Genomic DNA, 12470 nt, shown 5'->3' on the forward strand with positions numbered 1-12470 from the left:
TTGATAAGTATGTTGATAACTCTGTTCATAACCCTGTTTGAAATAAAATAAAGATATAAAAATGAGTCAGTATTCAGAAGAGATTAAAAGAAGAAGAACGTTTGCTATTGTCAGCCACCCGGATGCCGGTAAAACCACATTAACGGAAAAACTGCTGTTGTTCGGTGGTGCGATCCATGTGGCCGGTGCCGTAAAATCCAATAAGATCAAAAAGACGGCTACCTCCGACTGGATGGAAATAGAAAAACAACGTGGAATCTCCGTTGCAACCTCTGTGATGGCTTTCGACTATGACAATCATAAGGTAAATATCCTCGATACTCCCGGTCACCAGGATTTCGCCGAAGATACTTTCCGTACGTTAACTGCCGTAGACAGTGTAATTATCGTGATCGACATTGCCAAAGGTGTGGAAGCACAGACCCGTAAGTTGATGGAAGTTTGCCGTATGCGCAAAACGCCGGTGATCGTGTTTGTCAACAAGATGGACCGTGACGGTAAAGATCCTTTCGATCTTCTGGATGAGATTGAAGAAGAACTGCATATCAACGTACGCCCTTTAAGCTGGCCGATCGATATGGGACAGCGTTTCAAAGGGGTATATAATATATATGAGCAGAAACTCGACCTTTACACGCCGAGTAAACAGTATGTGACGGAGAAGATCGAGTTCAACGATATAAACAACCCGGAACTGGAAAACCATATCGGCGATACGCTGGCCGAAAAGCTTCGTGCAGATATCGAACTGATTGAAGGCGTTTATCCGGAGTTCGATGTGGATACGTATCTGCGGGGAGACATCGCTCCTGTCTTTTTCGGTTCTGCCCTGAACAACTTCGGTGTGAAGGAACTGCTGGATTGTTTTATCAAGATCGCACCGTCTCCCCGTCCTATCCAGGCGGTAGAACGTGTCGTTGAGCCGGAAGAGGATAACTTTACCGGTTTCATCTTCAAGATCCACGCGAATATGGACCCGAATCACCGCAGTTGTATTGCTTTCGTAAAGATCTGTTCCGGTCGTTTCGAACGTAATGCTCCTTATAAACATGTTCGCTTCGGTAAACAACTGCGTTTCAGCAGTCCGACTGCTTTTATGGCACAGAAGAAAGAAACGGTGGACGAAGCGTTTGCAGGCGACATCATCGGTTTGCCGGATACGGGTAATTTTAAGATCGGCGATACGCTGACTGCCGGTGAAGAGCTTCATTTCAAGGGGTTGCCCAGCTTCTCGCCGGAGATGTTCAAATACATTGAAAATGCCGACCCGATGAAAGCCAAGCAGTTGAATAAGGGGATCGAACAGTTGATGGACGAAGGGGTTGCACAGCTCTTTACCAACCAGTTCAATGGCCGTAAGATTATCGGTACGGTCGGACAATTGCAGTTTGAAGTAATCCAGTACCGTTTGTTACATGAATATGGTGCCCAGTGTAAATGGGAACCAATCAGTCTTTATAAAGCTTGCTGGATTGAAAGTGACAATCAGGTCGCTTTGGATAATTTCAAGAAGCGTAAATCGCAGTATATGGCGCTTGACAAAGAAGGCCGTGATGTTTATCTGGCCGATTCCGGTTATGTACTGACCATGGCACAACAGGATTTCCCGGATATCAAGTTCCATTTTACGTCGGAATTTTAAGGAGAGGGGATAATATGCCAATAAGCTAATGTGCTAATGGTGATAGTTACTTACCTGCTACATACGAGAACTTATTATGTACATTTCAGCCTTCAGTTGCTCACTCTCTTTGATAATCATGGCTCAATCCTGAAGGGTGAAAATATGATGACGCGTTTTTTCTCCTTTCAGAATAATGCTTTGTAAATCAATCCGGAGAAGTGACTGAAGGCTGAAACGTGACTTTATGGATCTCGCTTGTAGAAGTCATTTCGGGTAGCTGTTGCAGTCATTTCCAGTAGTTGCTGCAGTCATGAAAAATCGCTGCGGCACTCATTTGAAATGGTTGCCTACCCGTTCCGGAATGGCTGCCTACCTGTTCTGAAAAAGACGTAAACTTTTTCTTTGGAGGTTTTACCTTTTTCTATATTCGATTGTGAAGTCCAACTGTCACTTGTCATCTGTCATCTGAAAAAGGTCTATAATATCCCTTTTATTTCCTCCAGACGTTTAACTGTATAGGTAGGGGTAAACTCCTGAGGTGGCAGATCCTGCGGATTGAACCAAAGCTGGTCTATCCGTGATTGGTGGGCGCCGAATATGTCGGCCTCGAAACAGTCGCCGATCATCAGCGTTTCATTGCGTCGGGAATTGGTATTGATCAGGGCAAAATCGAAAATACCCTTATGAGGCTTCTGAATACCGGCATCTTCCGAGAGGATCATCCGGGTAAAGTAGGGAGCCAGTCCGGAGTTGCGCAGTTTCTTGTCCTGTACTTCACGGAAACCATTCGATAAGATATACATGCGGTAGGAGGGGCGAAGATATTCCAGCAACTCGATCGCTCCGGGGACCAGTCCGGTCTTGGTTGTCGTACGTTGCAGGAAATCATTATTGACAGCCAGCACCGATTGGGTATCCTCAATACCCAGCGGACGAAGCACGTAACGGAAGCGGTCGATGATAAGCGTTTGACGGTCGATCTCTCCTGCGCGATATTGCTTCCACAACAGTTCATTGTGCGGCCAATAGATAGCGAAGAAAGCCTCGAAGGAGGCATAATACCGGTCAAAGTGGTGATCGGTATAAAGCTCTTCGAGGCATTTTTTATTGTTATGGTACGTATCCCAAAGGGTATCGTCCAGATCTATAAAGAGATTTTTGTATTTCATTATCCTACTTCAATAACCAGATATTTACCCAGGCTCCAGAATGTTTTCGGGTCTGTGATATTCAATGTCAGATTACCGTCTTCGTCTTTTACGAATTCGTAAGAACCTTCCGGATGGTTGGATTTCAGTTTGGCTTTAGCTGCGAATAGAGGGATTTCCTTCACTTCGCGAATATCGACAGAGATAAAATAATCTTTGTTGAAGCCACTTTGTAATACTTTTGATTTAGAGAAGAGGCCACCGCCGGAAAGGATCTTTTGGTCTTTCAACTCTTTTCCCGTACCGAAGCAATAGTAGGCCGTGTTGAGTGCCTTATCCTGTTCGCCTAATTTTTCAGACTGGGCGGCAGCAGTTGTTGCCAGGCTTTCGACATCTTCATTCAGGGAAGATACCATTTCGTCCAGTTCCTGGATGCGGACATTCTTCTTTGCCAGGTCTTCCTGCAGGGCGACGATCATCGTTGCCTTCTGGTCCAGTTCGGAGGAAAGACGGTTGATCGTTTTCTTCAGGGCTGCCGATTGGATACCGCTTTTTTTCAGCTTGTCTTCCAGCTGGCTGATCGTTTCTTTATTCTTTTTCAGTGTCTCACTGATCAGCTGCATGTTCTGCTTGATTTGTTCGCGGTTACTTTTGCTGAACTCGCCACCTGTTTGTTGCTGTAGATTCAGATAGTTTTCAGCATCGCGGATAGACTGTATGTCTGCCTCTACATCATTCAATGTAGTCAGGATTTCATTCATCTCGCTGGTCGATTTCATATTCTCTATCTTCAGAGAATCGTTTTCTGCCTTCAGCTTTTTGTATTCGGCTGAATTTTGTCCGCAGGATACCAGTAATGTTGCGCAGGTGCAAGCTAATAATAACTTCTTCATGTTCTTTTTGTTTTTTGAGTTAAACATCTTTTTCTGTCTCTTTTTCCTTTTTATCTTTTAAGCCTGCTAATACTATAACAATCTCACCCCTCGGTTCGTTCACGGTAAAGTGTGCTATAACCTCTTCCAGGGTTCCGCGGACAGTCTCTTCGTGCAGCTTGGATATTTCGCGTGACACGGATACTTGTCGGTCGGTCCCGAAGAATTCGGCTAGTTGGGTAAGCGTCTTTAACAACCGGAAAGGGGATTCGTAAAAAATAAGGGTCCTGTATTCGACGGACAGTTCCTTTAAGCGGGTCTGACGACCTTTCTTCTGGGGAAGGAATCCTTCGAAACAGAATTTCTCGTTCGGTAACCCGGAGGCTACCAGTGCCGGAACAAATGCGGTTGCTCCCGGCAAACATTCCACGTCGACACCTTGTCGTACACATTCCCTGACCAGCATAAAGCCGGGATCGGAGATGGCGGGCGTTCCGGCATCCGACACAAGGGCTATGTTCTCACCTCCTTTGATACGGGAGGCGATCTGTTCCACCGTCTTGTGTTCGTTGAACTTATGGTGCGACTGCATTTTGTTCTGTATCTCAAAATGTTTCAGCAGGATACCGGTAGTACGTGTGTCTTCGGCCAGGATCAGGTCGGCTTCCTTCAACACACGGATGGCCCGGAAGGTCATATCTTCCAGGTTTCCTACGGGAGTCGGTACAACTGTTAACTTTGCCATAATCTTTTTTAGTTGACAGTCGACAGTTGACAAGTGACAGTTAAAATACAGTCCTTCAAACTGTCAACTGTCACTTGTCAGCTGTCAACTGATTAAAGGAATCGTTTCTCCAACAATTTGAGGAAATCGGCTACGGCTTCATCCTCAATATTCCATTTCAGTTCGTTATTCAGATAGGTTACCGACTCCTCGTACGAATGAATATCGTTGAGGTCGGTAATCGCTTTGTTCATTTTGTCTTCATTGCCACCGAACAGCTCGCGGCGGAAGCGGAAGCGGTCGTTCAGGCTGAAAGCCTTGCGGAAGTCAGACAGATTCTTTTTTTCCAGTATGTCGCTGAGGAAAACCCCTTGTTTGTCTGCCACAACTGTTTTGTGAGGTGTCTCGAGCTGTATTTTGTGTTCGGTTGCCTGTGCCGGTTCAGATAACCTGGGGGCCGGTTGTACGGATTCAGGTTGTACCTGCTCCGGCTGTACGGTGGTAATCGGTTCCGGTGTCACTATTTCCGGTTGATGGACTTCCGCTTGTTCGATAACCACTTTTTCCTCTATCTTTTCTTCCGGAATAATCTCTTGTTGCTCGATGATGACTTTCCTGGTTGGTGCAACTTCCGGTTCCGGAATGATTACAGTTTCTGTAACCGGTTCTTCTTTTATTTCCGTTTCGGGAACCGGGATCGTTGTCGCGGCCGGATTGGGCAGCGACTGGATCAATGCCTGATGGGCTTCCATTTGTTTACGTAACATTTCAATCTGTGCCGTTTCCAGCGAATGAAGGTCATTCAGTATTTTATGTGTCAGATTGAACGTCTGGCTAAAGAAGGACACCGGATATACCTCTGCATCGCGCATACCGGCAATCAACGTCTCAAGTTCCTTGATGTCAAGTAACAGATAATCTATTTTTTCTTTATTTGCCATTTCTGAATTTATGCTTAACGGGGAGTGTAATAACAACGCCCCGGTTTATATTGCAACAAAAATAACTATTTTATTTATGTAACGTACTTAATATGTAAAAAAGTGTGCTGTCACTCAACAAATTCATCCGGTAAATTAACTAAATACAGTCGGTGGGTGGCACGGGTGAAAGCGGTGTACAGCCATCGGTAGAAATCTTCTCCCAGCATTTCTTCCGTCATATAGCCGATATCGAGGAAGACGTTCATCCACTGTCCGCCCTGTGCCTTGTGGCAGGTGATGGCATAGGCATATTTTACCTGTACGACATTATAGTGCGGATCGGCTTTCATCTTTTTCATTTTACCCGCCTTGGTTGGAATGTCGTCGTAGTCTTCGAGGATCGTATAGAACAACTTGTCGTTAAGCTCCTTAGGCAGGGCGGGCGAATCGGTCTGCAAGGTGTCGAGCAGGATTTTTATATCCAGTTCGAGGTCGTAATCCTGAAAACGGACGGTAACGTCGGCAAAGCGGAAACCATAGAGTTCGGTTGTCCGTTTTACACGGACAACCTGGATGATCTCGCCATTGGCAATAAAATCCATTTCTTTGCAATCGTTGGTCCAGAAATAGTTATTCTTGGCGACCATCAGCCGGTCGCCCGATGATAATTCTTCTTCTCTGTATAGGATACGGTTGCGTATCCCGTTATTGTAGATCGTAGCTCGTTTGTTGGAGCGGGTGATGATCATTGTGTCTTCTATCCCGTCACGGCTATAGGCCGCTGATATTTCTTCGATCAGTTCATCCCCGTTGATCTTTCGGAAGTCTGTAAAATCTTTCAGGTGGAGCTTGGGATATATCTCGACTTCGTTGTTTCGCAGTGCATCCCGTAAACGGGTGGCATTGAGCAATATGCCTGAATCCCCGCTTTGTCTGACAACTTGTGTCAGGACGATTTCCTGCACCTGCAGATTGTATCCCCTGAGTATTTCCGGGTTCAGAGCCGGGCTTTCCGTCTGCATGACCGGCGGTAGCTGTGCCACGTCGCCCATCAGGATCAACCGGCAGTTTTCTCCCGAGTAAACATATTGTATCAGGTCATCGAGTAACCGTCCCGTACCGAAAGAGATTGAGTCTAAACCGTCGTTCGATATCATGGACGCTTCATCAACAATAAATAACGTATCTTTATGTAAATTATCAGCCGGCATGAATCCGGTAGGCTCATTGGAGAAGGCCTTCTGGCGGTATATTTTTTTATGGATCGTAAATGCTTTCTGGCCGGAATAGTTAGAAAATACTTTGGCTGCCCTACCGGTGGGGGCGAGCAAAAACGTTTTTTGCTTCAGTTCGGTCAGGGTTTTGACCAGGGCGCCGACCAACGATGTTTTTCCCGTTCCGGCGTACCCTTTCAGCAACAAAAGTGTGTCTGATTCCGTCGAAAGCAGAAAATCCGTGAGCGTTTTCAGGGCAGAAAACTGGTCTTCAGTAGGATTATGTGGAAAATTTTGTGTAATTTGGCGGCTTAAATAACTATTTATCATTTTGATTGCAATAATTTTGGTGATAAAGGTAGTGTATTAAATATTCTTTTTTAAATTTGCCGAACGAAATAAATTCAAAAAAACAATACAAACCATGAAAGTTACATTAAAGATTTTATTAGCTGCTGCAGTTCTCCTGCTAGTTTACATGTGCTATAGAAGCATTATGACGCCGATCGAATTCAATGCAGAAAAAGATACGCGTGAAAATGCTATCAAGGCTCGTCTGGTCGATATCCGTAAAGCTCAGATTGAGTATAAGAATGTGTACAAAACGCATGCAGGTAGTTTCAACGACTTGGTTAAGTTCCTGAAGGATGACAAACTTCCGTTCTTGATCAAAGAAGGTGTTTTGACTGACGAGCAGTTGGAAAAAGGTATGACTGAGAAGGAAGCTGTGAAGAAAGGTTTGATCAGACGTGATACTATTTGGGTTGTAGCAAAAGATACATTGTTCGGTAAAAATTACAATGTAGACGATTTGGCAAACGTTCCGGGAACAAGCGTGAAGTTCTCTATGGATACAGCAACTCTGACTTCCGGTTCAGGTTATACTGTAAAAGTATTTGAAGCAGGCGTTAAGTATGACGATTATCTGGGTGACCTCGACAAACAGTTGGTTGTGAACCTGAAGGATAAGGCTGAAAAGCTGGAAAAATATCCGGGTTTGCGTGTCGGTTCACTGACTGAAATTAATAACAACGCAGGTAACTGGGAATAATCGATTGCTTATGGCTATCAGTATCCCCGATACGTTGACTGCTGATAATTCTGGAAAATACATAATGTCCATCCGGCTTAGGTCGGATGGACTTTCTTTTTCAGGATACTGCCCTTCGGAGAGCGAAAGTTTCTTTTACAGGAACATGGAGTTCGACCGGACGAAGCCTTATATCTCTTCGTTGAAAGAGTTTTTCTTCGGACATGAGTTTCTTACTTATTCATATAAGCGGACAAACCTGGTCTATGTGACATCGCAATATACGGTGGTGCCGGAAGAAGTCTTTACAGAAAAGCAGAAAAACGATCTGTTATCGTTTACTTTTTCTGCTCCGGAGAATAAATGCCTGCATAATCTGTTGGCACGTGAAGCCGCGGAAGTGGTGTTCGGAATGGATGAGGAGGTGTATGAGTTCTGTTCCCGTTCGCTGATCAATCCCTCTTTTGTCCATCATATTACGCCCCAGCTGGCTTTGTGGAAGCAACAAAGCCGGACGTTGATCCCCCGCCAAATGTATGTGGTGCTCCACCGGAAGATGATGGATGTGGTTTGTTTTGCCCAGGGGAGATTGCTTTTTGTGAACACTTTTGAGTATGATAAGCCTGACGATATCCTGTACTATATATTATATGTATGGAAACAGGTCGGTATGGATCAGGAAAAGGATCAGCTTCATATCTATGGAGGTGTTTCCCTGCGTAACAGTATAACGACTACGTTACGCAATTATATACAATATATCAGTCCGGCAGAGATACCGTCGGATGCTTACTTGTTGGGAGCCGAAGTCGTTCAGGCCCCATTGGATTTAATAGCTTTATCTGTATGCGAATTATAAGCGGAATATATGGTCGTAGACGTTTTGACGTGCCGTCTTCTTTCAGTGCACGGCCGACTACTGACTTTGCAAAAGAGAACCTCTTTAATGTGATCAATAACCTTACCGATCTGGAAGGGACTGATGCACTGGATTTATTTGCCGGAACAGGGAGTATCTCGTTTGAATTGCTTTCAAGAGAGTGTAAAAGTGTTACCGCTGTGGAGAAGAATAATGCACATGCTTCTTTCATTGCAAAGGTCGCAAAAGAACTGAAGACCGAATCTCTCCATCTGATCCGTGGCGATGTGTTCCGCTATCTGCATTCGGCTCCGAAGCAGAGTTTCGATTTTATTTTTGCCGATCCGCCTTATGCGTTGAAGGAACTGCCGGAAGTGCCTGAACTGGTCTTTGAACGCGACCTGCTGCGTGACGGGGGCATATTCGTAATGGAACATCCGAAAACGAATGATTTCTCCCATCTTCCGTATTTCGATCAGCAACGTATCTATGGTTCAGTCAATTTCAGTATTTTTATCAAAGAAGAAAAGGCTTAAAGGAGCGGGGAGAACAGGCGCATGAACGACTCGGTGAGTCGTTGTTTGACAGGACGTTTCAGCCAGCGCGAAGGGATCAGACGTTCGCAACTGTGCATGTCGTGCAGGAATACCCGTTTCATCTGTATGGCGAAAGAGGGCTGATATACGAATGCGTTTATTTCAAAATTATGCTCGAAACTGCGGAAATCCATGTTAGCCGATCCGATACAGGTTAGCGCATCGTCGGTGATCATTAGTTTGGAATGCAGGAAGCCCGGCTCATAAAAATATACTTTCACTCCTGCTTTTACCATTTCGTCTATAAAAGAATGTGTCGCCATGTTAGCCGTACGGGTATCTGAACGTTTGGGCAGCATAAGGCGTACGTCGATGCCTCCCAGTGCTGCGATTAGCAATGCTTGGTTCAAGCCCTCGGTCGGTAGGAAGTAAGGTGTTTGTATGTAGATGTATTTCTTGGCATTTGCTATGGCAAAGATATATGCCTGAAGCAGTGTACGCCATTGGCCGACCGGACCGCTGGTTACTATCTGCATAATGTTGTCCTCATTATAGATCTTTGCTGGCGGATAAAAAATCTTGTCATTCAGAAGATTTTTGCTGACAACATACCAGTCGATCAGGAAAGCGGACTGGAGGCCGTGTACACCTTTCCCGATTATCCTGAAATGGGTGTCGCGCCAGATACCCCATTCCGTTCCATTCTCATAGCGGTCGGCTATATTCATGCCTCCCATATAACCGATCTCTCCGTCGATGACAACGATTTTCCGGTGGTTACGGTAATTGACTTTGCTGGTGAAGACTGGGAAAGCTACCTTCAGGAAGGCATGTACTTCGATACCTGCTTCCTGCATTTCATTAAAGAAACTGTTCTTTACATTCCAGCAGCCTACATCATCATATAATAACCGTACCTGGACACCTTCTTTCGCCTTTGCGATCAAGGCTTTCTTGAAACGAGTCCCGACTTCATCGTCGCAAAAGATGTAATATTGGATATGGATATGGTGGGTTGCTCCCTGGATATCTTGTAGCAGATCCTTGAATTTGTCTGTCCCGTTCGTATAGATTTTAATCTCACTTCCGTAAAGCAGGGAAGACTGGTTGTTGTTATTCAGCAGGGTGACCAACGGTTGGTACGGCTCGGGGACTGTACAGGCATCCTGTGGAAGTTTACCTTCCTGCGGGCGTTTCATGATACGTTTGTAGGTTCGGCGTGAGATGATACGCTGCTTCCTGTTGTCCTGTCCGAAGAAGAAATAAAAGAGTAATCCGATGCCGGGAGCCAGTAATAATACAATGACCCAGGGGATGGTTTTTAAAGGATTCCTGTTCTCTGCAATGATAACCAGAACCAACCCCAGTATGGTGATGGAGTACAATATGATGAATATTACCCCTGCAACCCATTGTATATGTATGGCAGCCAGCATGCTTTTTATACTTTGTTACAAGTTGATAAAGGTAGTAAGGTAATTTGTAAATAACAAATCTTTACTACATTTGCCGGATATATCAAAAGAAAGAAGATGATTACATATATTATTATCGGTATAACCGTATTAGTTTCTTATCTCTGTTTCAATAATGCTGAATTATTTCGTAAACTGGCATTGATCCCCTATCGTACGGTGAAGAATAATGAATGGTACCGGTTGATTACTCACGGTTTCGTTCATGCAGACATGACGCATCTGCTGGTCAATATGTTTACATTCTGGTCGTTCGGTACTTATATAGAAAAAGTATTCGGTTACCTTGGTTTCGGAACATGGGGATTCCTCGGACTTTATTTCGGTGGAATGATTTTTGCCTCCCTTTATGACCTGATCAAGCATCATAACGATCCTTATTATGTGTCTATCGGAGCATCGGGTGCGGTGTCGGCAGTGTTGTTCTCCTACATATTATTTGATCCCTGGAGCAAAATTTTGTTGTTTGCGATCATTCCTGTGCCGGGAATTATCTTTGGAGTGGTTTATCTGGCTTATTGTCAATATATGGCTAAACGTGCAGGGGACAATATCAACCACAATGCCCATTTTTACGGGGCAGTCTATGGTTTCCTGTATCCGGCTTTACTTAATCCTTCGTTGATAAAAGCCTTTCTGTCGCATTTCTGATCGAAATATTTTCTGTATATAATCGTGTTCAAGTGTTTGTTTTGTAGGGTATTATTTATAGATTTGTAGAAATATCTCAATTTCTCTAATACCATAAGACAGACATAATGAAAAGACGAAACTTCATCAGAAGTGGAGCATTGGCAATTGCAGGCTTCACTATTTTACCCCGTCACATTTTAGGAGGAACGAATTTCGTTGCTCCCAGCGACCAGATCAATCTCGGGATTATCGGTTGCGGGGCACAAGGACGTTGGACACTTGCTCCGGAATTTGCCCGTAGAGCTAACCTGATCGCAGCATCCGATTGTGAATCCCGTCAGCTGAATGCCATGCAGGCGATTGTAGAAAAAGAGACCGAAAAGGCAAAAGGGCAGGCATATAAAGGTTTTAAACTGTATGCCGACTACCATGAATTGCTGAATCGTAGCGACATAGACGGAGTGATCATTGCCACTCCGGATCATTGGCATGCTGTTCAGACTATCGAAGCTTGCCGTGCCGGTAAAGACGTGTATGTGGAAAAGCCGATGTCTCATAGTATCGAAGAAGGACGTGCTATGGCGGATGCAGTTGCGAAATATAACCGCGTACTGCAGGTCGGTAACATGCAACGTTCATGGCGTAACTTCCGCCATGCCTGCGAATTGGTTCGTAATGGCTATATAGGTGAGATCAAAGAGGTCAAAGTCTCTATCGGGCCTCCTCCTGTAAAATATGATCTTCCGGCACAACCGGTCCCCAAGACGCTGAACTGGGATATGTGGATCGGTCCGGCTCCGATGAATGTGTATAATGAGGAACTGGCTCCCCCTATGGAACGGAATACGTTCCCGAACTGGCGTAATTACCGGGAATATGGCGGTGGTATGATTTGCGACTGGGGTGCTCACATGTTTGATATTGCACAATGGGCTTTGGGTATGGACGATTCCGGTCCGATCGAATTTACTCCTCCCGAGGAAGGTGAACTGAGACCGCTCAGCATGCGTTATGCAAATGGAACCATTATGACACATGAACCTTTCCGGAAAGCCGATGGGAATGCAGTCCGCTTTATCGGTTCGGACGGAGTGATCGACATCAGCCGTAGTTTCCTGGATACGATCCCGGCAAAACTTCAGGATGAAGTGATCGGTGATGATAAGATCAAACTGTATAAGAGTGACGATCATTATAATGATTTCCTTACAGCAATGAAGACCCGTAAGCAACCGTTAAGCACGGTGGAGATAGGACATCGTACGGCTTCCCTTTGTCATATAGTCAATCTTTGTTATGAGTTTGACCGTAAACTGGTATGGAATCCGGAAAAAGAAGAGTTCTTCTTTGATGACGAAGCCAATAAACGGAGGGGAAATCCGATACGTGAACCGTATAGCCTGAAAGTATAGTATATATATTAATGTATAGG

General features: G+C 44.8%; 12 protein-coding genes. 6 read left to right on the top strand and 6 right to left on the bottom strand.

What is annotated here, in order from left to right; genetic code table 11:
- Nucleotides 1-61: 61 nt before the first annotated feature.
- Nucleotides 62-1642, top strand: coding sequence for a peptide chain release factor 3 (locus IEY67_RS09145; RefSeq protein ID WP_122355880.1), 1581 nt, complete (start codon nucleotides 62-64; stop codon nucleotides 1640-1642).
- Nucleotides 1643-2100: 458 nt separating this feature from the next.
- Here IEY67_RS09145 and IEY67_RS09150 read toward each other — a convergent pair whose 3' ends face one another.
- From IEY67_RS09150 to IEY67_RS09170, 5 genes are all read right to left on the bottom strand, one after another.
- A complete protein-coding gene (locus IEY67_RS09150; protein WP_183671166.1) occupies nucleotides 2101-2793 on the bottom strand; it encodes a YjjG family noncanonical pyrimidine nucleotidase in 693 nt (230 codons plus the stop codon).
- Nucleotides 2793-3665 carry a Cbp1 family collagen-binding glycoprotein adhesin gene (locus tag IEY67_RS09155; RefSeq protein ID WP_122355979.1) on the bottom strand — a complete coding sequence of 291 codons (873 nt, stop codon included), beginning with the start codon at nucleotides 3663-3665 and terminating at the stop codon, nucleotides 2793-2795. Before IEY67_RS09155 ends, IEY67_RS09150 begins: the two co-directional genes overlap by 1 nt.
- 19 nt (nucleotides 3666-3684) lie before the next feature.
- A complete protein-coding gene (gene rsmI / locus IEY67_RS09160; protein ID WP_183671165.1) occupies nucleotides 3685-4389 on the bottom strand; it encodes a 16S rRNA (cytidine(1402)-2'-O)-methyltransferase in 705 nt (234 codons plus the stop codon).
- 92 nt (nucleotides 4390-4481) lie between these two features.
- Nucleotides 4482-5309, bottom strand: coding sequence for a DUF8457 domain-containing protein (locus tag IEY67_RS09165; protein WP_122376168.1), 828 nt, complete (start codon nucleotides 5307-5309; stop codon nucleotides 4482-4484).
- A 110-nt stretch (nucleotides 5310-5419) separates the two neighbouring features.
- Nucleotides 5420-6835: an ATP-dependent DNA helicase gene (locus IEY67_RS09170; RefSeq protein ID WP_183671164.1), complete on the bottom strand. Its 1416-nt coding sequence runs from the start codon at nucleotides 6833-6835 to the stop codon at nucleotides 5420-5422.
- Between the two features lie 94 nt (nucleotides 6836-6929).
- Here IEY67_RS09170 and IEY67_RS09175 point away from each other — a divergent pair, with 94 nt between their 5' ends.
- The 3 genes from IEY67_RS09175 to rsmD are packed head-to-tail and all read left to right on the top strand — an operon-like array spanning nucleotide 6930 to nucleotide 8930.
- Nucleotides 6930-7556 (top strand): hypothetical protein, encoded by a 627-nt coding sequence (locus IEY67_RS09175; protein ID WP_122376166.1) that lies wholly within the window; start codon nucleotides 6930-6932, stop codon nucleotides 7554-7556.
- A gap of 10 nt (nucleotides 7557-7566) precedes the next feature.
- Nucleotides 7567-8394: a DUF3822 family protein gene (locus IEY67_RS09180; protein ID WP_122355868.1), complete on the top strand. Its 828-nt coding sequence runs from the start codon at nucleotides 7567-7569 to the stop codon at nucleotides 8392-8394.
- On the top strand, nucleotides 8382-8930 hold the full coding sequence (rsmD, locus tag IEY67_RS09185) for a 16S rRNA (guanine(966)-N(2))-methyltransferase RsmD (protein ID WP_122376165.1): 549 nt from the start codon (nucleotides 8382-8384) through the stop codon (nucleotides 8928-8930). Before IEY67_RS09180 ends, rsmD begins: the two co-directional genes overlap by 13 nt.
- Here the strand turns inward: rsmD and cls are convergent.
- Nucleotides 8927-10366 carry a cardiolipin synthase gene (gene cls / locus IEY67_RS09190; protein ID WP_183671163.1) on the bottom strand — a complete coding sequence of 480 codons (1440 nt, stop codon included), beginning with the start codon at nucleotides 10364-10366 and terminating at the stop codon, nucleotides 8927-8929. The two genes, rsmD and cls, sit on opposite strands and share 4 nt — an antisense overlap.
- Before the next feature lie 96 nt (nucleotides 10367-10462).
- On the opposite strand from cls, the gene IEY67_RS09195 reads away from it, so the two are divergent.
- On the top strand, nucleotides 10463-11056 hold the full coding sequence (locus IEY67_RS09195; RefSeq protein ID WP_122355863.1) for a rhomboid family intramembrane serine protease: 594 nt from the start codon (nucleotides 10463-10465) through the stop codon (nucleotides 11054-11056).
- A gap of 107 nt (nucleotides 11057-11163) precedes the next feature.
- Nucleotides 11164-12450 carry a Gfo/Idh/MocA family protein gene (locus tag IEY67_RS09200; protein WP_122355861.1) on the top strand — a complete coding sequence of 429 codons (1287 nt, stop codon included), beginning with the start codon at nucleotides 11164-11166 and terminating at the stop codon, nucleotides 12448-12450.
- The last annotated feature ends 20 nt before the right edge of the window (nucleotides 12451-12470 follow it).

This window comes from Parabacteroides faecis (genome assembly GCF_014647375.1).
In the GTDB taxonomy this organism is placed as follows: Bacteria; Bacteroidota; Bacteroidia; order Bacteroidales; family Tannerellaceae; genus Parabacteroides; species Parabacteroides faecis.